Source organism: Streptomyces sp. NPDC014734 (assembly GCF_043083325.1).
Taxonomy (GTDB): Bacteria; Actinomycetota; Actinomycetes; order Streptomycetales; family Streptomycetaceae; genus Streptomyces.
The window spans coordinates 1-23,950 of sequence record NZ_JBIBYN010000031.1 but is presented as its reverse complement, the minus strand read 5'-3'; the positions used below and the strand labels follow the sequence as shown (position 1 = coordinate 23,950).

Below are 23,950 nucleotides of genomic sequence, written 5' to 3'. Positions count from 1 at the left end.
CCGGCACGACAAGCGGGCAGCCGGTCCGCGCATTCCCGGGCTTCACGGCTCGTCCCGGATCGCGGATGTTCCCACTCGGTGCGGACTCGTCGAACCTCACGGCCCCGGTAACGACCCACGAGGGAGATCCATCCGGCCTCGGCCGAAAACGGATCGCCGCACGCCGAACCATCACAGACACGTGCACCGCAAGACCCCGGCAGTACCCCGGAGGAGGAGTTCTTCCTCCGGGACGAGTCCCGGCTCCGGGCCGGTGCGCGGCTGACGACCGCACGATGGTGCGGCAGCCGCCCGCGCCGTCCTCGCCAAGGCGGCCGCCGTGCCCGAGACATCCCGCGCCGTCTCCACCAGGAGGCCGCCGAGATCACGCGCCGACGCCCCGGCGTCCGAGGCGGGGGAAGGAACGGCGATCCGCCGCCGCCGTCACCGCTGCCCGTTTGTCTCTACGGCCGGCCGTCGCCGGAAGGCACGCTCGCTCTGGCGCCGGTATCGACCGCGGCGCCCCCACCGACCGAGGAGAGACGGCGATGTCCGACCACACCGAGAGCGTCTACCGCGTCGTGCTCAACGACGAGGAGCAGTACTCGATCTGGCAGGCCGAACGGGAACTGCCCGCGGGCTGGCGGGCCGAGGGAACCGAGGGCAGCAAGCAGGAGTGCCTGGACCACATCGGCCGGGTGTGGACGGACATGCGTCCCGCCAGTCTGCGCCGCCGGATGGAGAGCGAGGCCGCCGGGGCGGCGGCCGGTCAGGGCGGGCAACAGAGCATTCCGGTCTGATCCGCCTACCGACACCGAGGGGAATCCCGGCGATGAACTCCGTCTCCCAGCCGCGATACCGGCCGGCCCCCGTGGCGCGGGCGCACCAGCCCGAGGATGAGGAAGCCGTACCGCCCGACGCCACCGATCTCTCGCGCCCCGCACGCACCGCGTACGGCGCGGACCGCACCGGGGCGCCGGCCGCCATCGGCGGGACGCCGCTGGTGGAACTGACGAGGCTGCTGCCCGGGGCCCGATTCCGGGTCTGGGCCAAGCTGGAGTCGGTCAATCCCGGCGGCAGCATCAAGGACCGGTCCGCCTACACCATGCTGAGCCACGCGGTCGCCACCGGTGCGGTGGTGCCCGGCAGCGGCACCGTCGTCGAGTCCAGCTCCGGAAACCTCGGCGTCGGCCTGGCGCAGGCGTGCCGCGCCATGGACCTGCGGTTCATCTGTGTGGTGGACCCGCGCACCAATCCGCAGAACATCGCGATCATGCGGGCGCTCGGTGCGGAGGTGCACACCGTCACCGAGGGCGACCCGGTCACCGGCGAGTTCCAGCCGGTGCGGATCGCGCGGGTGCGGGAGCTGGTCGCCGCGCTGCCCGGGGCGTACTGGCCCAACCAGTACGCCAACCCCCGCAACGCCTGGGCGCACCGGATCACCATGCAGGAGATCGTGGAGGACCTGGGCCGGGCCCCCGACTACCTGTTCTGCACCATCAGTTCCTCCGGCACCCTGCGCGGCTGCGGCGACCTGATCCGCGCCCACCGGCTGCCCACCCACGTGGTCACCGTCGATGCCGAGGGCAGCGCCATCTTCCGGCCGCCGACCGGGCGCCGGCTGATCCCGGGCCATGGTGCGGCGGTCCGTCCACCGCTCTACCGGAGCGGGCTCGCCGACGAGGTACTGCACGTCAGCGACCTGGACAGCCTGGTGGGCTGCCGCCGTCTGGCGCTGCGCGAGGGGCTGCTGCTCGGCGGCTCCTCCGGCGCGGTGGCCACGGCCCTGGAACAGCTGAGCGGACGCATCCCGGACGGCGCCACCTGTGTGCTGATGATGCCGGACCGCGGCGAGCGCTATCTGAACACGATCTACGACGACGCGTGGGTGAAGACTCAGTTCGGTGAGGTCACCCATCTGTGGAAGGACGAGGGGGCCGACGTGGCCGAGAACGGCGAGACAACCGGGGTGACACCATGCTGACGCTCGGCAACGGAGACGTCCGGCGGCTTCTGGACGGGCGGGAGCGGGAGGTGCTGGACGCCGTGCGGGGCGCGTATCTGCGCCATGCCGACGAGGAGACCTCTCTGCCGCATTCGGTGTTCCTCCGCTTCCCCGACGACACCCGCAACCGGATCATCGGGCTGCCCGCCTACCTCGGCGGACCGGAACCGCTGGCCGGCATGAAGTGGATCGCCTCCTTTCCCGGCAATGTCGCGGACGGCCTGGAGCGTGCCTCCGCCGCGATCATCGTCAACTCCATGCGTACCGGCCGGCCGGTGGCTCTGGTGGAGGGCTCCACCATCTCCGCCCGGCGCACCGCGGCCAGTGCCGCGCTCGCGGCGGTCGCGCTCCCGCCCGAGGGCGGCCGGGAGACGGGTGTCTCGCTCATCGGCTGCGGCGTGATCAACTTCGAGGTGCTCCGCTTTCTGCTGGTGGTACGGCCCGAGCTGAGCGACATCACGGTCTTCGATCTGGACGCCGGGCGCGCGGAGGAGTTCCGTGCCCGCTGCGCCTCGGAGTTCGGCGGGGACGGACGGGTGGTGCGGGTGGCCCAAAGCATGGAGGCGGCGGTGGGCGCGCATCGGCTGGTGAGCCTGGCGACCACGGCCACCGTGCCGCACCTGGACCTGCGCTCGTGTCGGCCCGGCACCCTGGTGCTGCACGTCTCGCTGCGGGACGTGACGGTGGAGGGCGTCCTGGACGCGGTGAACGTGGTCGACGACCCCGACCATGTCTGCCGGGCCGCCACCTCCGTGCATCTGGCGGAGACCCGGGTGGGTGACCGCTCCTTCATCGACGCCACCCTCGGCGAGCTCCTGCGGAGCGGGGACGCGGGCCACCGCGACCCCCAACGCACCACGCTGTTCTCGCCGTTCGGCCTGGGGGTGCTGGATCTGGCGCTGGCCGGGCTGGTGCTGCGCGGTGCCCGTGCGGTGGGCGTCGGCACCGAGATCACCGGGTTCCTGCCGGAGTCCGGGGTCACCGAGCCCGCCCGAGCGCCTGTCGGGTGACCTCGGACCGGACGGTGGACGCGGTCCGGTGCATACGATTCCCGGGCTGAGGGGGGCGACGCGGAGCGGCGCGCCGGCGACCGGCGACAACGCGGGGAAGCGTGCGTGCCAGGGCGTGGCCGCCCCGTCAGAGGTCGCCCGACAGGCTCCGATCTGGCCGCCGGACGAGGGGGCTCATGGGGGTCGGCCCCCATATTGCGGCGGTTCCCACCCACCCCCGCGCGAAGAACGACCCGGGGCAGGTCAGCACGGGTCCCGGGGTACGGCCCCCGTCCCGGCACCGGCCGGGACGGGGGCCGTACCGCGTGCGGGATCGGGTGGGCGCGGGGGCCGGGCCGCCAGGACGGGAGCGGCGGTCCCGGGGGGCGGGTGCACGGCACGAATCTGGGTGCCGTGCACCGATGACCCGCGCGGCCGCGGCGCCGATGCTCGGTCTCACCGGCGGGAGTCGGCACAACCGAGGAGGAGAACGCATGAGGGATGATCCGGTGCGGGTGAGCGTCATTGCTCCGGACCCGGTGCTGGAGGCAGGCACCCGGAGCGCCCTGGAGGGCAGTCCGGAGGTGCGGCTGGCCGTCGGGGAGCAGCGGCCGGACGTGATGGTGGTCGTGGTCGACCGGGTGGCCGATCCGGTACTGGACCTGGTGCGCCGCACCCGGGCCGCCGAGCATCGTCCGGAGGTCGTCCTGGTGGCCACCGAACTGGGCCCGATGGAGGCGCTGCACGCCATCGCCACGGGCGCCCGGGGTCTGCTGCGCCGCCGCGAGACCAGCGGCCCGCGGCTGGCGCACGCGGTGCTGGCCGCGGCCGGCGGGGACTGCGCGGTGCCGCCCGACCTGCTGGACGGACTCCTGGAGCACCGGGCGGAGGGCGCCGCCCCGGGCGTTGCCGACGCCTGGGGTGCGGCGGGGCTCAGCGAACGCGAACGCGCGGTGCTGCGGCTGGTCGCCAACGGCCACGAGACCAGCGAGATAGCGGACGAACTCTGCTACTCGGTGCGGACGGTGACCACCGTGCTGCACGACGTCACCCAGCGGTTCCGGCTGAAGAACCGCGCCCACGCGGTCGCCTACGCGCTGCGGGCGGGTCTGCTGTGAGCCCCGTGACGTCGGCCGACCGCGCGCTCGCGGACGTCTCCGCCACGCACGGCTCCGCGCCGGACCCCACGCGGGTGCGTGTCCAGGTGCGTGCCGCCGACGACGGCCTGCGCCGGTCCTGGCACCAGCGGCTCACCGGGGCCGGCATCCCGCTCGCGGAGGGGCCGCGGCCCGATGCCGGGCTGGTGGTGCTGGCCGCCGGCCGCACCGTGGACGAGGCGGTGGAATCCTGCCCACCGTCGGAGGGCCGGGACCGCCGACGGGTCCTGGTGGCCGCCCAGTTGGTCTCTCCGGACAGTGTGCTGCGGGCCGTGCGGGTGGGTGCCCGGACCATCCTGCGGACCGCCGACGCCACTCCGGCGCAGTTGGTGGCAGCCGTGCACTCCGCGCACCACGGCGACGGCCGGCTGCCCTACGGGGTGCTGGTCCGTCTGCTGGGCACCGCGCACCGGCCCGGCCCGGCGGCCCCGGCCCCCGACGTCGCGCGTACGCCGCAGGCGGCGGCTCCGCTCACCCCGCGCCAGACGGCGGTGCTCACCCTGGTCGCCGAGGGCCACGGCAACGCGGTGATCGCCCGCGCCCTGTCCTGCTCGGAGCACACCGTGAAGAACGTCATCTACGAACTGATGGCCCGGCTCCAGGTCCGCAACCGGGCCCACGCGGTGGCACGCGCGGTGCGGGCCGGTCTGATCTGACCGGCCCGCACCGATTCCCGGCCCTGTTCCGGATGACGGGCGCCGGGCCCGAGGTCGGCGGACCTCGGGCCCGGCGCCCGTTGCCGGTTCCGCGCCGGTTCTCAGTTCCGCGGCCGGACGAGGTCGCCGCGGACCGTGCCGCTGCCCGGCGCCGGCTCGGCGAGGTCCGAACCGGTCGGCGACACCTGCCGGTTGTCCTGGTCCACGTGGACGACGCCGGGCACGAGCTCCTTGGCCTCGGCGTCCGTCACGGAGGCGTAGGAGATGATGATGACGAGGTCGCCCGGCTGCACCAGCCGCGCCGCCGCGCCGTTGATTCCGATGACGCCGCTGCCGCGCTCCCCGGAGATCACATAGGTCTCCAGCCGGGCGCCGTTGGTGATGTCGACGATCTGGACCTGCTCGCCGGGGAGCAGATCGGCGGCGTCCATCAGGTCCTCGTCGATCGTCAGCGATCCGACGTAGTGCAGATCGGCCTGGGTGACGGTCGCGCGGTGGATCTTGGACTTGAACATGGTACGGAACATGGTGTGTTCTCCAGCGTCTTTCGGACGGGGGAAGGGGACGTGGGGCCGGGCTCTCAGCGCGGGTCGGCGGCGGTCGCGGAGGGCGTCAGGGCACCGGAAGGGGCCGGGGCCTTCGGTGCGGCCGGGGTCTCGGCGGGGACGGGGCTCGACGAGTCGGTGATGACGGTCATGGTGGCCCTGCGTACCGGGCGGGCGAGGGTGGCGGCCAGCGCCATCAGCACCATCCACCCGGCCAGCACCGCCGCCGCGGCCCGCACACCGAAGTTGTCCAGCAGCAGGCCGCCGGCCAGCGCGCCCAGCGGCAGGGCGCCGTTGGCCAGCAGGCTGGAGGCGCTCAGCACCCGGCCGCGCAGCTCGTCGGGGGTGACGGCGAGCTGGTAGCTGCCCACCGCCACGTTCCAGATGGGCCCGACGAACCACATGGTGGTGTAGGCGATCGCGGCCGGCCACAGCCCGCCGCCGAAGGCCAGCACGCACATCAGCAGTGCCCAGACCCAGTTGGCGCCGATGACCAGGGCGTTCATCCGGAGGGCGCGCCCGAACCAGCCGGCGACCAGGGAGCCGAGCATGCCGCAGCCCCCGGCCACACCGATCAGCAGGCCGATCGTGGCCGGCCGGGCGCCCTCCTCGGCGAGCAGCACGATCATCACCAGGAAGAGCGCCCGGAAGAGCAGATTGCTGCCGGCCACCAGAAGCGCCATGGTCCGCAGCAGGGGCCGCCGCCACAGCCAGGTCAGCCCCTCCCCCATCCGGCCCGCCTGCCTCAGCATCCTGGTGCGGCGGCTGTCGGCCGCCGCGCCGCCGTCCGTGCCCGCCTCGGCGCGTGCCGGTTCGCCGGAGCGGCCCGCCTGGAAGTCCTTGCGGATGCCCAGCAGCGTCACCAGTGACACCAGGTAGGCGACGGTCTCCAGCACGAACGGCACCGCCCGGCCGAGGCCGAAGAGGACGCCGCCCAGTGGGGTACCGATCATGGTGGCGGCCCTGCCGCGCGCCTCGTTCCCGGCCAGTGCCGCCGACAGCTGGCTCCGGTGCACCACATTGGGCACCGACGCGGTGGAGGCCAGGCCGTTGAGCACCGTGAGCGTGCCCTCCACGAAGCCGACCACCATCACGTGCGCCAGCCGCAGTTCACCGGCCAGCAGCGCCAGCACCACGCTGGCCGCGCCGGCCGCCCGCAGGCCGTCGCACCACATCATCACCCGCTTGCGGTTCCAGCTGTCGACCAGGACCCCGGCCGGCAGCTGGAAGAGCAGGGCCGGCAGCAGTACGACGAACCCGACCAGCCCGGCGGCGGAGGGGGAACCCGTCACCGCGAGGATCAGCAGCGGATAGGCCACCGTGGATGCCGTGGAGCCGATGGTCGCCACCGCCGAACCGCTCCACAGCAGCAGGAAGTCCCGGTTGCGCCGCAACGGCGGTGGCCCGGGGACGGCATCCGTGTCTTCGGCGACCCTGCTCATGGACGTGTCCTCCACTCGGACATGGGGAATCCTCTCGACAGCCGCACCAGACGCCCGGCACACCTGTTGGTGGGCCGGGCCGCACGGTGGGGTCAGCGTGCCCGGCGGCGGTGGAGCGGCCCCAGGGAAGGACGCGCAGAAAGTGGCGCACCCGCCCTGCCGAAGACTTCGCCGGATGTTCTCTGCCCGGGGGACGGGCGTGCGCCGAACCTGGCGGGTATGACTGCGAACCCTTCAGCGCTGTTCGCGCCGGCGGCCGGGCCACAGGCGTCCGGACAGGCGCTTCCCCATCTGATGACCGCCGCGCCCGGCCGGGGTTTCCCCGCGGAGCAGCTGGCCGCCGCCCGTCCGGAGATCCGCGCCCGGCTGCGCGAGCACGGCGCCGTACTGCTGCGCGGCTTCGGTCACGACGGGGTGGACGGCTTCGAGCGGACGGTCCGCACCATCGGCGGTGAGCCGCTGGCCTACGCCGAGCGCTCCTCGCCCCGGTCCACCATCAAGGGCCAGGTGTACACCTCGACCGACTATCCGCCGTCGGAGGAGATCTTCCTTCACAACGAGAACTCCTACCAGGCCACCTGGCCGCTGACGCTGTTCTTCTCCTGTGTGACCCCGCCCGACACCCTCGGCTCCACCCCGCTCGCCGACACCCGGCGGGTGCTGGCCGCCATCGACCCCCAGGTGCGGGAGGAGTTCGCCGCCCGCGGCTGGATGGTGGTGCGCAACTTCACGGACGGGTTCGGCGTCCCGTGGCGGCACGCCTTCAACACCGAGGACCGTGCCGAGGTCGAGGCGTACTGCGCGCGCAACGGCGTGGTCGCCGAGTGGACCGCCGGGGGCCTGCGTACCCGTGCCCGGCGCGAGGCGGTGCACCGCCACCCGGTCACCGGGGAGCGGGTGTGGTTCAACCACCTCACGTTCTTCCACGTCACCACGTTGAAGCCCGATCTCTGCGCCGCGCTGCGGGAGATGTACGACGAGGCGGACCTGCCGACCAACACCTACTACGGCGACGGCGCCCCGGTGCCGGACGAGGTGGTGGCCCATCTGCGGGACTGCTACCGCGCCGAACAGCGCCGCTTCGACTGGCGGGAGGGCGACGTGCTGGTCGTCGACAACATGCTCGCCGCGCACGCCCGGGAGCCGTTCACCGGCCCCCGGAAGATCGCCGTCGCGATGACCGAGCCCTCCGGCGGACCGGTAGAGCGGGGCTGACCGTCCGCCCGCACACCCTTCGTCCACACCGCCCCTCACCACCACCTGCCCAGGGAGACACGACCGATGGCACCCGTCGACGGCGGTTATCCGCTGTCCTTCGCACAGGAACAGCTGTGGCTGCTCGACCACCTCAGGTCGGGTGACGCCGCCGAGTATCTGATGCACGAGACCTTCAGAATCCGGGGCCCGCTGGACACGGACGCGCTGACCGCCGCGCTCACCGAGATCGCCGCCCGCCACGAGGTGCTGCGCACCCGCTACGTCGACGAGGACGGTTGCGCCGTCCAGGTCATCGACGAACCCGAGCCGGTGAAGCCGGAGTTCGCCGACCTCGGTGACGCCCCGGAGGACCGGCGGGAGCAGAGCCTGCGGGAGTTCGGCGGCGCCTGGGCCGGCGCGCCGATCGATCTGCGCCGGGACCATCCCTGGCGGGTCGCCGTGGTCCGGCTGGGGCCGAAGGAGGCGGCCCTGCTGCTGACCTTCCACCACATCGCCTTCGACGGCTGGTCCTGGGGCCTGCTCGCCGACGAACTGCGGGAACTGTACGGGGTGTTCGTCGCCGGTGCCGCCTCGCCGCCCCGGTCCCCGGAGCCCTTGGAGCTCCAGTACGCGGACTACGCGGACTGGCAGCGCGAATGGTGGGCGGCCCAGCCGGAGCTGCTGGAGCGGCAGCTCGGCCACTGGCAGGAGCGGCTGTCGGGGGCGGCGCCGCTGGAGCTGCCCACCGACCGGCCGCGTCCGGCCCGGTGGGACGCCGCCGGGGACACTGTCGCGTTCACCGTGCCGGCCCCGCTGGCGGCCCGCTTCGCCGCGCTCGCCAAGGAGCAGGGCGCCACGCTCTTCATGGCCGGGCTCGCCGCGTACCAGCTGCTGCTGGCCCGCTATTCCGGGAAGAACGACATCGCGGTCGGGGTCTCCCTGGCCAACCGGGACGACGCCAGGCTGGAGCGGCTGATCGGCCTGTTCCTCAACACGGTGGTACTGCGCACGGATCTGGGTGGGGCACCGGACTTCCGGGAGCTGCTGTCCCGGGTGAAGAACACCACTCTGGACGCCTACAGCCACCAGGAGGTGCCCTTCGAGCGGGTGGTCGCGGCCCTCGCCCCGGAGCGGGACGCCGGGCGCAACCCGGTCTTCCAGGCCGCGTTCACCCTGCACAACGCGCATCGCCGCCCGTTCGCGCTGCCGGGTCTGGAGGTGACCCGGGTGAACGTCGGGGCACAGAGCTCCGCGTTCGATCTCTCCCTGCACCTGACGGAGCGTCCGGACGGCACCGTGGCCGGTGAGTTCATCTATCCCACCGCGCTCTTCGACCGGGACCGGATCGAGCGGATGGCCCGGAACTTCCTGCACCTGCTCGACCAGGTGGTCGCCGCGCCCGGCACCCCGGTGGACCGGCTGGAGCCGGTCGCCCCGGCGGAGCGCGCCACGCTCACCGCCTGGGGCGAAGGAACGGCCCGCCCGGCCAGCCGGGACCGGGACGGCCGCGGCCTGATCCGGCTGGTGCTCGACCGGGCGGCCGGCACTCCGCGGGCGACGGCCGTCGCCGACGACGGCGGCCCGCTGGACTACGCGGGGCTGGCCGAGCGGGTGACGCGGCTGGCCGGCCGGCTGCACGCCGAGGACGTACGCCCCGGCGACCCGGTCGCGGTCAGCCTGCACCGCGGCCCGGAGCTGGTGACCGCGCTCCTGGCCGTACTCGCCGTCGGCGGCGTCCTCGTACCGCTGGCACCGGATCTCCCGGACACCCGGCGGGACTTCCTCCTGACGGACTCCGGGGCGGACCTGGTGCTCACCGAGGAGGCGCTGCGCGACCGCTTCGGGGGCCGTCCCCGGGTCCGGGCCCTGGACGCCGAGTGGTCCGCCGCGACCGGCGCCCCGAGCGCGCCGCCCGGCGTCCTCCCCTACCCGGCCGGCCCGGACGACGCGGCCTGCCTGGTGTACACCTCCGGGTCCACCGGCACCCCCAAGGGCGTGGTGGTGACGCACGGCGGGCTGCGCAACCGGGTGCTGTGGTCGGTGGAGGCGTACGCGATGACGGCCGCCGACCGGCTGCTCCAGAAGACCACCATCGGGTTCGACGCCGCCCTGTGGGAGTTCCTGTCCCCGCTGGTCTCCGGCGGCACCGTGGTGATGGCCCCGGCGGACGCGCACCGGGACCCGGCCGTGATGGCCGCCGCCATGGCCCGCCACGGGGTCACCCTGCTCCAGTTGGTGCCCTCGGTGCTGCGCCTGCTGGTCGAGGAACCGGCACTCGCCGGCTGCACGGCGCTGCGTCTGGTCAGCTCGGCGGGTGAGCCGCTGCCCGCCGGCCTGTGCGAGCGGCTGCGCGCGGTCGTGCCGGGGGCCGAGGTCTCCAACACCTACGGCCCCACCGAGTGCTCCATCGACTCGACCGCGCACCGCTACGCGGGCGAGGGTCTGCCCGGTTCCGGCACGGTCGCCATCGGCGCCCCGCTGACGGGCGTGGGCGTCTCCGTGGTGGACCCGGCCGACCTGCTCGTCCCGATCGGTGTGCCCGGGGAACTGTGCGTACGGGGCGTGGGGCTGGCCCGCGGCTATCTGGGCCGCCCCGGGCAGACCGCCGAACGCTTCGGCGTGGACCCGTACGCCGCCGTGCCCGGCGGGCGCTGGTACCGCACCGGGGACCTGGTGCGCTGGCGGGCCGACGGCACCCTGGAGTTCCTGGGCCGGGCCGACGACCAGGTGAAGATCCACGGCGTCCGGGTCGAACCGGCCGAGATCGAGGCACTGCTGCTGGCGCACCCGGGGGCCGCCGCGGCGGCGGTCGTGGCCCGGCCGGGCGCGCACGGCGCACTGGAGCTGACCGCGTACGCCGTGCCGGCCACCCCCGGGGGCGTCGACGCGGAGCTGCGGACGGAACTGCTGGCGCACCTCGCCGCGCGGCTGCCCGCCGCGGTCGTGCCGTCCCGGCTGGTGCTGCTGGACGCCCTGCCGCTGACCGCCAGCGGCAAGGTGGACCGTCGCGCGCTGCCCGGGCCCGAGGAGGCCGCGCAGTCCCCTGCCGCGGCGGACACCGGCCGGGCCGCCCCGCGTTCGGCGACCGAGCGGGCCGTGGTGGAGGCCATGGCCACGGTCCTGGAGATCCCCGAACCGGGCGTGGACGACGACTTCTTCACCCTCGGCGGACACTCGTTGCTCGCCATCCGGCTGGTGCTCGGGCTGCGTCGCGCCTTCGGCATCGAGATGACGGTCGCCGACCTCTTCACCGACCGCACCTCCGCCGCCCTGGCCGCCCGCATCGAGCGGGCCACCGGCGCCGCCGGGGCCGCGTCGGCCGGACACGGCAGCGACGGCACCGGGAGCGGGGACGGCGGCATCGTGCCGGTGGGCCGGGGTGGTGAGCCGCCGCTCTCCTTCGGCCAGCAGCGCATGTGGTTCCTGGACCAGTTGGAGCCGGGCAGCCAGGAGTACCTGATCCCGCTGGCGCTGCGGCTGCGCGGTCCGCTGGACACCGCGGCCTTCCGGGGCGCGCTGGACGAGGTGGCCCGCGCGCACGAGGTGCTGCGCACCCGGTACGCGGACCGGGACGGCCGCCCGGTACAGCTCATCGACCCGCCGGGCCCGGTGGCGTTCCGGCTGGTGGACCTCACCGGGGCCGCCGACGGCTCGGACGAAGCGGCCGGCCGCGCCCGGGGGCTGCTCGACGAGGCGCTGTGCGCCCCCTTCGACCTGTCGGCCGAGCACCCGCTGCGGGTCACCGTGATCCGCGCCGCCCCCGAGGACCACTGGGTGGCGCTCGCCGCACACCACATCGCCTTCGACGCCTGGTCCACCAAGGTGTTCCTGCGCGACCTGGACACCGCCTACACCGCGCTTGCCGCCGGACGGCCGTCACCGCTGCGCCCCGGCCCGGTCCAGTACGCGGACTTCGCCGCCTGGCAGCGCGGCCGGGAGGACGGTCCGCAGACGGGTCGCCAACTCGGCTACTGGCTGGGCCGCCTGGGCGGCCTCACCCCGGTCGAGCTGCCGTCCGACCGGCCCCGGACGGCCACCCGCGACGCCGCCGGGGACACCGTCATCGTCGATGTCCCGGAGGCCGTCGGCCGGGCGGTAACCGAGCTGGGCGCCCGGCACGGCGCGACCCCGTTCATGACCCTGCTCGGTGCCTTCCAGGTGCTGCTGCACCGCTACACCGGACGCACCGACATCGCGGTGGGCGTCCCGGTGGCGGCCCGCACCCGGGAGGAGACCGAGGGGCTGCTCGGCCTCTTCGTCAACAGCCTGGTGATCCGCACCGATCTGGGCGGCGACCCCGCCTTCGTCCGCCTGCTGGCCCGGGTGAGGGAGGTCTGCCTTGAGGCGTTCGCGCACCAGGACGTGCCGTTCGAGCAGCTCGTGGACGAGCTCGGGACGGAACGCGACCTGTCGCGCAACCCGCTGTTCCAGGTGATGTTCGAGCACCAGCACATGGGCGGGCTGATCACCACCCTCGGCGGGCTGCCTGCCGAACCGCTCAACGCCGGCCCGCGGACGGCCAAGTTCGACCTCACCCTGACCGTGAAGGAGCGCCCGGACGGGCGGATGCACTGCTGGTTCGAGTACGCGAGCACGCTGTTCGACCGCGCCACGGTGGAGCGGCTGGCCGCCCACTACCTGCGGCTGCTGGAGTCGGTGACCGCCGCGCCGGACACCGCCCTTGCCGCGTTGGAGCTGATGCCCGACACCGAGCGGCGGCAACTGCTCGGAAGCTGGCCCGACCCGCACGCCGCCCGGCTGCCGGAGATCTTCCCCGGGGCCGAGCGCGACCTGACCGTGCCGGAGCTGTTCGTCCGGCAGGCCGCCCGCACCCCGGACGCCACCGCCCTGGTCTTCGGTGCGGAGGAGCTCGGCTACGCCGCGCTGGAGGCGCGTTCGGCCCGGTTCGCCCGGCGGCTGCGGGTTCTGGGCGCGGGTCCCGAGACGGTGGTGGCCTCCTGCCAGGAACGCGGGATCGACGCCGTGGTGACGCTGCTCGGGGTGCTGCGGGCGGGCGCGGTCTACGTACCGCTCGACCCCCGGCATCCCCGGCGGCGTCTCGCCGGGACCGTCGAGGACGCCGGGGCGCGGTTCGTGGTCACCACCGCCGAGCACGCTGCCGCCTTCACCGGCGACGGACTCCGGGTACTCACCGTGGACGCCCTCGACGCCGGGGACCTTGCCGTCGACGCGGCCGAGGGGCTGCCGGACGTCCCGGCGGCCCCGGACAACCTCGCCTACATGATCTACACCTCCGGCTCCACCGGACGGCCCAAGGGGGTGATGATCGACCACCGTGCCTACGCCCACCACTGCCGGATCGCCGCCGACGCGTACGGCATCGGCCCCGGTGAGCGGGTGGTCCAGCTCTCCTCGCTGACCTTCGACGTCGCGATGGAGCAGATCGCCGCACCGCTGCTGACCGGCGCCGCGGTGGTGATCGCCGACCCGCTGTTCTGGAGCCCGGCCGAACTCCCGGCCCGGCTCGCCGAGCACGGCGTCACGGTCATGGAGACCACCCCGGCCTACTACCGGGAGGCGATGCACTACGACACGAGCGTGCTCACCGGGCTCAAGCTGATCAACCTCAGCAGCGACGTGGTCACGGTGGCCGACGCCCGGCAGTGGTCGGCGAGCGGGCTGCCCGGCCGGTTCGTCTGCTGCTACGGGCCCACCGAGGCCACCGTCACCTGCCTGCTGCACACCGGGGCGGTCGAGCACGACGGGCAGCGGGACACCGCCTCCATGCCGCTGGGCCGCCCGTTCGCCGGTACCCGGGCCTACGTCCTGGACGCCCGGCAGCGCCCGGTGCCGCTCGGTGTCCCCGGCGAACTCTGCGTCGGCGGCGTGCGGCTCGCCCGCGGCTACCACGGTCGGCCGGAACTCACCGCCGAACAATTCGTGCCCGACCCGTTCGGCGGGGCGGGCGAGCGGCTGTACCGCACCGGTGACCTGGTGCGGTACCGGCCGGACGGCACCCTGGAGTTCCTGGGCCGGATCGACCAGCAGGTGAAGATCCGCGGGCTGCGCATCGAGCTCGGCGAGATCGAGGCCGCCCTGACCGGGCATCCCGGTGTCGGCGCGGCGGCCGTCACCGCACCCGAGACCACTCCGGGCAACCGCCGGCTGGCCGCGTACGTGACCGGCCGGGACGGCGCCCCCGCCCCGGACCCGGCCGTGCTCCGCGAGCACCTGCGGGAGCGGCTGCCCGACTACATGGTCCCGGCGCTGTGGACCTCCCTGGACACCCTGCCGATGACCGCCAGCCAGAAGATCGACCGCAAGGCCCTGCCCGCCCCGGCCACCACCGAACGAGCCCATGTGGCGCCCCGTGATCCGGCCGAGGAGACGGTGGCCGCCATCTGGGCCGAGACGCTCGGCGTCGAACAGGTCGGCGCCGAGGACGACTTCTTCGACCTGGGCGGCCACTCACTGCTGGCCACCCGGGTGCTCGCCCGGATCCGGGAGTCCTTCGCGGTGGAGCTCCCACTGCGCCGGCTCTTCGAGAAGACCACCGTCGCCGCCCTCGCGGCGGCCGTGACCGAGGCCGTCGAGGCGGCCATCGCCCAGCTCTCCGACGCAGAGGTCGCGGAACTACTGAACCCGGAAGGCGCACGATGACGCACCAGACCCTCGACCCCGCGGCGCTCCGCGCCCAACTGCTGAGGCAGCGGCTGCGCGGGGCCGCCGTCCCGGTCCCGTCCGACGGCATCGCCCGCGCCCCGCGCGGCGGCCCGCTGCCGCTCTCCTTCGCCCAGCAGAGACTGTGGGTGCTGGACCAGCTCGGCCCGGGCTCCACCACCTACCTGATGACGGCCGCGCTGCGGCTGCGCGGCCCCCTCGACGTCCGGGCGCTGCGCGGGGCGCTGGGCGCGCTGGTGGCACGGCACGAGGTGCTGCGCACCCGCTACCCGGTGATCGACGGCGATCCGGTCCAGGTGATCGACGCGCCCGCGCCGGTGGACCTCGTCGAGGAGGACCTGACCGGGTCGGCCCCAAAGGACCGCGCCCGCCGCCTCGCCGCGCTGGGCACCTCGGGGCGGCAGCCGGTGGACCTGGCCGAGGGGCCTGTGCTCCGTGCCGTATTGGCCCGGCGCGAGGCCGAGGACCACACGCTCTTCGTGACCGTGCACCACATCGCGGCGGACGGCTGGTCGGAGGACCTGCTGGTGCGCGAGCTGACCGACGGGTACCGGAGGCTGACCGGCCCGGAGCGGCCGGCGCCCGGGCCGCCGGCCCTCCAGTACGCGGACTTCGCCCTCTGGCAGCGCGAACGGCTCACCGAGAAGCGCCTGGAGGACGGCCTCGGCTACTGGCGCGAGCGCCTGGCGGGGCTCGCCCCGCTGGAGCTGCCCACCGACCGGCCGCGTCCGGCGGTCCGGGACGAGACCGGGGCGGTCGCCCCGTTCACCGTGCCCGCCGAGGCCGCCGCCCGGCTCTCCCGGCTGGCGCGCGAGCACGGCGCCACCCCGTTCATGGCCGCCCTCGCCGCGTTCCAGGTGCTGCTGAGCCGGTACACCGGCAGCACCGACATCGCGGTCGGCACCCCGGTCTCCGGCCGGGACCGGGCCGAGACACAGGAGATGCTGGGGCTCTTCCTGAACACCCTGGTCCTGCGCACCGATCTCTCGGGCGACCCCGGCTTCGCCGAGGTGCTGACCCGGCTGCGGGAGGGCGCGCTGGACGACTACGGCCATCAGGAGGTGCCCTTCGAGCGGCTGGTCAACGCCCTCGCCCCGGAGCGCGGCCCCTCCCGTACACCGCTCTTCGGTGCGATGTTCCTCTGGGAGGGTGCCGACGGCCAGGGTCCCGGAGGTGCCGACGACAGTGGCACGGGGACGCTGGTGGTGGAGCGACAGGCGGTCGGCGAGACCACCGCCAAGTTCGATCTGACGCTCAGCGTCACCGAGCGGGCGGACGGGTCGCTCTCCGGCGGGCTCAATTACGCCACCGCGCTGTTCGACCCCGCCACGGCGGCCCGCATGGCCGACCACTTCACCCGGCTGCTGGCCGCCGCGGTCGCCGAGCCGGACGCGCCGGTCGGCGGTCTGGAGCTGATGTCCGGGCCGGAGCTGTACGAGGTGGTGCACGACTGGAACGACACCGCTGTCCGTTTCCCCCCGGGCACGCTGCACGGGCTGTTCGAGGCCCGGGCGGCAACCACCCCGGACGCCGTGGCGGTCACCGACGAGGCCGGGACGCTCAGTTACGCGGACCTGGACCACCGGGCGGACGCCGTGGCCGCCGCTCTCAGGGCCCGGGGCGCGGGCCCCGGCACCGTCACCGGGGTGTGCCTGGAACGCTCCCGCGGTCTGCTGGTGGCCCTCCTCGGGATACTCAAGGCGGGCAGCGCCTATCTGCCACTGGAACCTGAACTTCCGCCGGAGCGGCGCAGGTTCATGCTGGCCGACTCCGGCGCCGGGATCCTGCTCGCCGACGCCGGGGCCGCACCTTCCGGCGTGCCCGCCGAGGTCTCGGTGCTGCCGCTGGCGCGCGGCGGACTGCTCCCGGACGGCGTCCCGGTCCGGGCCGGAGCCGCACCCGGTCCGGGCGACGCCGCCTACGTCATCTACACCTCCGGGTCCACCGGACGCCCCAAGGGGGTGCTGGTCGAGCACCGGGCGATCGTCAACCGGCTGCAATGGATGCAGCGGGAGTTCGGCCTCGACGCCACCGACCGGGTGCTCCAGAAGACCCCGATGGGCTTCGACGTCTCGGTGTGGGAGTTCTTCTGGCCGCTGTCCGCCGGCGCCACCCTGGTGATGGCCCGCCCCGGCGGCCACCGGGACCCTGCCTACCTGGCCCGGACCATCGCCGAGGAGTCCGTCACCACCCTGCACTTCGTGCCGTCCATGCTGCGGGCCTTCCTCGCGGGCCCCGTCCCCCCGCTGGCCTCGGTGCGTCGCGTCCTGTGCAGCGGGGAGGCGCTGCCGGGGGACCTGGTCACCGCCTCGGTCGAACGCCTCGGGATCGCCCCGCACAACCTCTACGGCCCGACCGAGGCCGCCGTGGACGTCACCGGCACCCCGTGCGTCCCGGGCCGGCGGGTCACCATCGGCAGGCCCGTCGCCAACACCCGTACCTACATCGTGGACGCGGCACTGCGGCCGGTGCCGGTCGGGATCCCCGGCGAACTGCTTCTCGGCGGCATCCAGCTGGCCCGCGGTTACGTCGGCGGACCGGCGCTGACCGCCGACCGCTTCGTCCCCGACCCCTTCGGCAAGACGCCCGGCGGACGGCTGTACCGCACCGGAGACCTGGCCCGCTATCTGCCGGACGGCTCCATCGACTACCTGGGCCGCCTGGACCACCAGGTCAAGATCCGCGGCCAGCGCATCGAACCGGGCGAGATCGAGGAGGTCCTCCACGAGCACCCGGCTGTCGCCTCCGCGGCCGTCGCGGTGCACGAGCAGCGGCTGGTGGCCTATGTCACCGGCCACCCCGGACCGGACGCCGCCCGCCCCGACACCGGCGAGATCCGGACCTGGCTGCGCGAGCGACTGCCGGACGCCATGGTGCCCGCCGACTGGATGGTCCTGGACGCCCTGCCGCTGACCGCCAGCGGCAAGACCGACCGCAAGGCGCTGCCCGCCCCCGACCGCAGCCGCGACAGCCGGGCGGGTGAGTACACGGCACCGCGCACCCCCGTGGAGCGGGCGATCGCCGAGGAGCTGGCCACCGCGCTGGACCTCGACCAGGTCGGCGTCCACGACCGGTTCTTCGATCTCGGCGGCGACTCCATCCGGGCGATCCGCGCGGTGGGCGCCCTCCGGGGCCGGGGCCTTTCCCTGTCCGTACAGCACCTGTTCACCCACCCCACCGCCGCGCAGCTGGCCACCGTCGCCATCGAGACCACCGATGACGGGCAGCGAGACCGGCTGGTCGCACCGTTCGCCCAGCTCGACCCGGCCGACCGGGAGCGACTGCCGGACGGGTTGGCCGACGCCTACCCGCTGGGCGAGGTCCAGGCCGGGATGGTGTACGAGCTGCTGGCCGACCCGGAGGCCAATACCTACCAGAACGTCTGCAGTTTCGACTTCGTCGACGACGGCCCGTTCTCCCTCCCGGCGCTGCGCGAGTCGGTACGGCGGCTCGTCGACCGGCACGAGATCCTGCGCACCTCCTTCCGGCTGTCCGGCTTCTCCGGGCCGCTCCAACTGGTGCACCGGCATGCCGAGGCCGAGGTCGGGTTCACCGATCTGCGCGGGCTGACGCCGGATGAACAGCGGTCCGCCCTTGACGAGTTCCGTGCCGCCGAGCAGCGCGTCCCGTTCGATCTGGAGCGCGCCCCGCTGCTGCGCTACCACGTGCACCGCACGGGTGAGGACACCTGGACCCTCACCCACACGGAGTGCCACGCCATCCTGGACGGCTGGAGCCACCATTCGGTGATCCAGGAGATCCGCGCCGGCTACGGCCGCGTCCGGGACGACGCCGACTGCGCCGTCACCCCGCCGCCGCGCGCCCGCTACGCCGACTTCATCGCGCTGGAGCGGGCCTCGCTCGCCTCGGCGCAGGACCGCGCCTTCTGGGAGGGCAGGATCGGCGGCTTCCCCCGCCTGGAGCTGCCCGCTCCCACCGCGCTCGCCGAGTCCGGCGGGCCCGCCCACGAGGTCCGGGTCCCCTGGGCCGAGCTGGACCCGGCGCTGCGCCGTCTCGCCTCCCGTACCGGCACCTCGCTGAAGACGGTGCTCTACACCGCCCATCTGAAGCTGATGGGCCTGATCTCCGGGCAGCGCCGCTTCTTCGCGGGCGCCGTGTGCAACGGCCGCCCCGAGCTTCCGGACGGTGACGAGGTGCGCGGCATGTACCTCAACACCGTGCCGTTCGCGGTGGACCTGGACGCGCCCAGCTGGGAGGAGCTGCTGCGCGCGGTCTTCGCCGAGGAGGCGGCCGTCTGGCCGCACCGCCGCTATCCCCTGCCCGCCATGCAGCGCGAGTGGGGCGGCGGCGTCCCGCTGGTCGACGTGGTCTTCGGCTACCTCGACTTCCATGTGCTGGACAACTCCGACACCGCCCCGGAGGCCATCACCGACAGCAGCCCCAACGAGTTCACCTTCGACGTGTGGACCTTCCCCGGCGAACTGCGGATGACCTGCCGCCCCGGCTGGGCGGGGCGGGCCCGCCTGGAGGCGATGGCCGCCACCTTCGTGGAGGTGCTGCGGACCATGGCCGAGCGGCCGCAGGACGCCCCCGGCGCCTTCCGCGCCGCCGAGCTAGCCGCACCCACCACCACCCCGGCGCCCCGTCCCCTGCCGCCCGAGGCGACCCTGCCGGAGCTGATCACCGGCAGCTCCCGGCCCCAGGACGTGGCGATGGCCGACGGGGACTCCACCCTCACCTACGGGGAACTGGACGCCCGTGCCAACCAGTTCGCCCATCTGCTGCGGGCCCGCGGGGTCCGGGCCGAGGATCCCGTCGCGGTCTGCCTGGAGCGCGGCCCGGAGACGGTGGTCGCTCTCCTCGGCGTGATGAAGGCGGGCGGCTGCTACGTCCCGGTCGACCCGGAGTACCCCGAGGAGCGGATCGGTTGTCTGCTCGCCGACTCCGGCGCCGGGCTGCTGGTCACCCGCAGCGCGCTGGCTGAACGGCTGTCCGGACCGCTCACGAGCGGCGTCCGGAGCGTGCTGCTGGACACCGAACGGGCCGAGCTGGAGGCGCAGCCGCGGACCGATCCGGGTGCGGGCACCGGCCCGGACAACGTCGCCTACGTCATCTACACCTCGGGATCCACCGGGCGTCCCAAGGGCGTCCAGGTCACCCACCGCAACGTGGTGCGCCTGGTGCACGGCGAGAACCACGCGGAGATCGGGCCGCGGGACACCGTGCTGGTGGTCTCCCCGCTGGCCTTCGACGCCTCCGCCTTCGAGCTGTGGGGCACGCTGGCCAACGGCGGACGGCTGGCGTTCGCCCCGCCCGGCACCCCCACCACGGCGGGCATCGCCGAGGTCCTGCGGGAGCGGCGGGTGACCGTGGCGTTCCTGACCACCAGCCTCTTCCACCTGATGGTGGACAGCTGCCCCGAGGCGCTGACCGGGCTGCGTACGCTGCTGGCCGGCGGGGACGTGCTCTCCCCCGGCCGGGTGCGGACCGCGCTCGGCCACGGGCTGCGGGTCAGCAACATGTACGGGCCGACGGAGTGCACCACCTTCGCCACCGGGCAGCACGCCCTCACCGCGGAGCAGACGGACCGGCCCCTCCCCATCGGCCTGCCGATCGCGCACACCACCGCGCTGGTCACCGACGTGGACCTCAACCCGGTCCCCTACGGCGTCCCCGGCGAACTGCTGCTCGGCGGCCCGGGGGTGGCCCGCGGCTACCTGGGCCGGCCGGGGCTGACCGCCGACCGCTTCGTCCCCGACCCCACCGGCACCTGGCCCGGCGGCAGGCTCTACCGGACCGGCGACCTGGTCCGCCAGGACCCGGACGGTGTCCTCCATTTCCTGGGCCGCCGCGACCACCAGGTCAAGGTGCGCGGCCACCGCATCGAGCTCGGCGAGGCGGAGGCCGCGCTGAGCGGTCTGCCCGGTGTGCACGAGGCCGCCGCGGCCGTGCGTCCGGGCCCGGACGGCGACAAGCAACTGGTCGGCTATGTCGTCCCGGAAAAGCACGCGGTCTTCGACCCGGCGGCCCTGCTCACCGCGCTGCGGCAACGGGTACCGGCGTTCCTGGTCCCCAGCGCCTGGGTCGGGCTGGACGAGCTGCCGCTGAACGCCAACGGCAAGCTGGACCGGGCCGCGCTGCCGGCGCCGGACGGCGTCGGCACCGGCGGCGAGGTGGTGGCCCCGCGCACCACCGCCGAACGGGCCCTGGCCGAGGTGTGGGCGGAGGTCCTGAACCTCGAACGGGTGGGCGTCCACGACGACTTCTTCCTGCTCGGCGGACACTCCCTGCTGATTCTGCGGGCCATCGCCCTGCTGCGGGAACGCCACGGCCTGGAACTGACGGTGCGGGCCTTCGTGGAGCACCACACCCTGGACGCCGTCGCCGCCGCGGCGGAACGCGGCAGGGCGGGCGGCACCTCACGCGGTGCCCTGATGTGGCTGCGCAGGGAGGGCGGACAGGCGCCGCTCTTCTGCGTCCACCCCGGGGGCGGCAGCGCCCACTGGTACCAGCGGCTGGTCCCGCACCTCGCCGAGGACCTGCCGGTCGCCGCCCTGGAGTGGCCCGGGCTCCAGTCCGGCCCCGGGATGCCGGTGCCCACCGCCGCGGAGATGGCCGAGCGGTACGTCACCGAGATCCGGCGGGCCCGCCCCCACGGCCCCTACCGGCTGCTCGGCTGGTGCGGCGGCAGCGGGATCACCGCCGAGATGGCGGACCGGCTGGGGGCGGACGGCGAGGAAGTGACGTTCATCCTGCTCGACCCGGGCCTGGACAGCCACGAACGGCAGGGCCTGTGGGAGGAGTTCCGGCTGATCGAGAGCTGCACCGCCAAGCTGGAGGAGCTGGCCGCGGCCGGTCCGCGGGAGGACACGGGCGCGCTGCGCGAGGAGATCCTGAAGCTGCTGAACCATCTGGTGGACGACGCGGACCCGGAGACCGGGATCGTGCTCCCCGAGCGGAACGGGGCCGATGTCTGGCTCCCGTCGGCCCGGATCTGGCGCGAGGTGATGGAGATGACCCTCACCTACCGGCACCGCTACTTTCCCGGCACGCTGCACCTGATCATCAGCGACGAACTCGCCCGGGGCGAGCACGAGGTGGCTCTCGGCCAGACCTACGAGGAGTATCTGGACCGCTGGCGGGAGCTGAACGCCGCCGTCGAGGCCCACCGGGTCCCCGGCGACCACTTCGGTGTCATGCGCCTCCCCCATGTCACGTCGCTGGCCGGGACCCTGGCCGAGCTGCTGGGCTGACCCCGGCGGAGGACACCGACGGAGCCCGGCCGGAACACCCGGCCGGGCTCCGTGCTGTCCGCGCACCGGGGCGGGCCGGGGCCCTGTGCCGGGCCGGCCCCGCACGCGGTGCCCGGGTTCCGGTGGTCGTCGGACACCCCGGCCCAAGGGGTGCGATGGGCTTCGGGATCCGACGGGAACGGGCGCCTGCCGGTCCGGCCGCACGCGGCGGGTTCGCGGGGGCGGCGGACGGCTCGTGCCGGAGGCGGACACAGCAGGACGGGGCGCCCGGCCGATGTGGTCGGGCACCCCGTCGGAGGGTGTGTCGCGCTGTCAGTGGTGCTGGTCGACGGCGACGAAGCGGAGTTCGGAGGTGTACGCGTTGCCCCGGTCGTCGGTGAGCCACGCGTGCTCGGGGGTGGGCAGCATCTCGGTGATGGTGAGCTTGGCCTCCGGGTCCTTCCGCGCCAGCCGCCGCGCGGCCTTGGCCAGGATGTTCACATACACCGGGGCGTCGAAATCCACGTAGAACGGACGCGGCTCCGTCGGCGACACCACGAACACGTACCGCGGCAGACCCCGCTCGCTCCGCCAGTTCCGCGCCCGCACATACCGCCGGGCCTCGCTCTTCTCCCCCGCGAACCCCAGATCACCGCCCGTGAACCGCCACGACTCCCGGCTCACCACCAGCTTGTCCACCGCCACCCGCGGCACATGGTCCGCGTCGGGGAGCAGCCGGAACATGTCCATGGCCAGGGTGGTCAGGACATGGCCGAACACATCGGTGACGGCGAACTCGCCGCCGTCCGGGAGGAGCGCGACCAGCCGGCCCCCGCGTCGGGTGACGTGGGCGTCGGCGCTGAGTACGGTGCGGTCCCGGTGCGGGTCGGCGGTGAGCTCCAGCAGGGCGATGCAGTAGTCCTCCGGCCGGACCAGCACATTGCGCACCCGGACGGACAGCCGCGACTTGTGTTCCTTGGGCAGCAGCGGCAGCAGCCGGGGGCCGGGATGGTCCCGGCCGGTCTGGCGGAGGAGTTCGTCCGGCTCGGGGTGCTGGCTGACGAAGAGCGAGGCGCCCATGGTGTTGGACGCCAGGTGCAGTTCGCCCAGGACCAGTTCGAAGTCGCCGTTGCCGACCGACTCGGTGTCGCGGGCGACGATCAGCACATCGGGGCTGAGGTAGCGGGCGGCGGTCCACGCCGCAGGGGCCGGGGGGAACGCCTCGGCCACCTGCGGTGCGATCGCGCGGTGCGTCGTCCGGACGTGGCGGGCGTTCTCCGGGACGGGAATGATCCGTGCCCAGCGGCGCTGGAACTCCGCCAGTACCTCCTCGGCGTCGGTGACCGCGGCCCCGTGCAGGATCGGCATGCAGGCGAACCAGAAGTCGGCGAGATTGACCCGGTCCCCGCCGGAGGCGGCGGCCAGTCTCTCGTAGACCTCGGCGGCCCGCCGCTCCACCCGGGCGCCGAGCTGGGACATCAGCCAGGCGGCGCTGGTCATCAGCGGGTCCAGGGGCGCCATGGCGTCCAGGACGTCGCGGCCGACTCGGGCGGTGGCGGAGCGCCGGGTGTCGGAGTAGACCAGCGACCGGTTCGGTGCGGTATGGGTGCCCTTGGCGCGCTGGGAGGCGGTGTCGGTGATCCGGGTGAAGTCCTCCTCCAGCGCGGCGAGCGCCTCGCACAGCGCACCGGCGTCACGGCCGGCCGCCTGCACCCGGTCCCGGCCCCGCTCCAGCACCTCCAACGGCTCCAGCGCACCACGCCGCAGCACCGGATCACCGACCCGCTCCAGAACCGCCCGCAACTCCCGGTCCGGACACGGCCCGGAGGGAACCTCCAGCCGCCAGGTCACCCAGCGACGGCGCACCAGTTCGGCCAGTGCGGTGGTCACCTCGGCGGGCGGCAGGCCCAGTGCGCGGGCCAGTTCGCCCGGCGGCCGACGGCCGTCCACCAGGCGGAGCAGGGCCACCAGGTGGGGTGGCGCCTGCTGCGGGGGGCGACCCGGGATGCGGACGGGTCCGTCGTCGGAGTCGGCCCGGATGTAGGGCATCCGGCGCGGGGGTATCCAGGCCATCAGCCGCTCGTCGGCCGACAACGTCCTGGCCAGCGCGTCGATCGACCAACTGGAGAAGAACACCGACGACGA

11 protein-coding genes are annotated in these 23,950 nt (G+C 74.1%); 8 read left to right on the top strand and 3 right to left on the bottom strand.

Going from position 1 to position 23,950, the window contains the following annotated elements; genetic code table 11:
* The first annotated feature begins 527 nt into the window (after positions 1-527).
* The 5 genes from ACF1CT_RS33300 (at position 528) to ACF1CT_RS33280 (ending at position 4,786) form a co-directional block, all read left to right on the top strand.
* Positions 528-779, top strand: a complete 252-nt coding sequence (locus ACF1CT_RS33300) for an MbtH family protein (RefSeq protein WP_391787751.1) — start codon at positions 528-530, stop codon at positions 777-779.
* Positions 780-811: 32 nt separating this feature from the next.
* Entirely contained in the window at positions 812-1,963 is a 1,152-nt protein-coding gene (gene sbnA / locus ACF1CT_RS33295; RefSeq protein WP_391787750.1) for a 2,3-diaminopropionate biosynthesis protein SbnA, read from the top strand.
* On the top strand, positions 1,957-2,994 hold the full coding sequence (gene sbnB, locus ACF1CT_RS33290; protein WP_391787749.1) for a 2,3-diaminopropionate biosynthesis protein SbnB: 1,038 nt from the start codon (positions 1,957-1,959) through the stop codon (positions 2,992-2,994). Before sbnA ends, sbnB begins: the two co-directional genes overlap by 7 nt.
* Positions 2,995-3,467: 473 nt before the next feature.
* Entirely contained in the window at positions 3,468-4,091 is a 624-nt protein-coding gene (locus ACF1CT_RS33285) for a LuxR C-terminal-related transcriptional regulator (protein ID WP_391787748.1), read from the top strand.
* 5 nt (positions 4,092-4,096) lie between these two features.
* Entirely contained in the window at positions 4,097-4,786 is a 690-nt protein-coding gene (locus ACF1CT_RS33280; protein WP_391787747.1) for a LuxR C-terminal-related transcriptional regulator, read from the top strand.
* Positions 4,787-4,887: 101 nt separating this feature from the next.
* On the opposite strand, the gene panD is transcribed toward ACF1CT_RS33280, so the two are convergent.
* Both panD and ACF1CT_RS33270 read right to left on the bottom strand, forming a co-directional pair.
* Positions 4,888-5,313 (bottom strand): aspartate 1-decarboxylase, encoded by a 426-nt coding sequence (gene panD, locus ACF1CT_RS33275; RefSeq protein WP_391787746.1) that lies wholly within the window; start codon positions 5,311-5,313, stop codon positions 4,888-4,890.
* Positions 5,314-5,366: 53 nt separating this feature from the next.
* Positions 5,367-6,773, bottom strand: a complete 1,407-nt coding sequence (locus tag ACF1CT_RS33270) for an MFS transporter (protein WP_391787745.1) — start codon at positions 6,771-6,773, stop codon at positions 5,367-5,369.
* Between the two features lie 294 nt (positions 6,774-7,067).
* On the opposite strand from ACF1CT_RS33270, the gene ACF1CT_RS33265 reads away from it, so the two are divergent.
* From ACF1CT_RS33265 to ACF1CT_RS33255, 3 genes are all read left to right on the top strand, one after another.
* A complete protein-coding gene (locus ACF1CT_RS33265; protein WP_391787796.1) occupies positions 7,068-7,988 on the top strand; it encodes a TauD/TfdA family dioxygenase in 921 nt (306 codons plus the stop codon).
* Between the two features lie 66 nt (positions 7,989-8,054).
* Positions 8,055-14,591, top strand: a complete 6,537-nt coding sequence (locus ACF1CT_RS33260; RefSeq protein WP_391787744.1) for an amino acid adenylation domain-containing protein — start codon at positions 8,055-8,057, stop codon at positions 14,589-14,591.
* On the top strand, positions 14,588-21,826 hold the full coding sequence (locus ACF1CT_RS33255) for an amino acid adenylation domain-containing protein (protein ID WP_391787743.1): 7,239 nt from the start codon (positions 14,588-14,590) through the stop codon (positions 21,824-21,826). The genes ACF1CT_RS33260 and ACF1CT_RS33255 overlap by 4 nt, the downstream gene beginning before the upstream one ends.
* 312 nt (positions 21,827-22,138) lie before the next feature.
* Here ACF1CT_RS33255 and ACF1CT_RS33250 read toward each other — a convergent pair.
* Positions 22,139-23,950: lantibiotic dehydratase (locus tag ACF1CT_RS33250; protein WP_391787742.1), on the bottom strand; the 1,812-nt coding region annotated here is incomplete at its 5' end.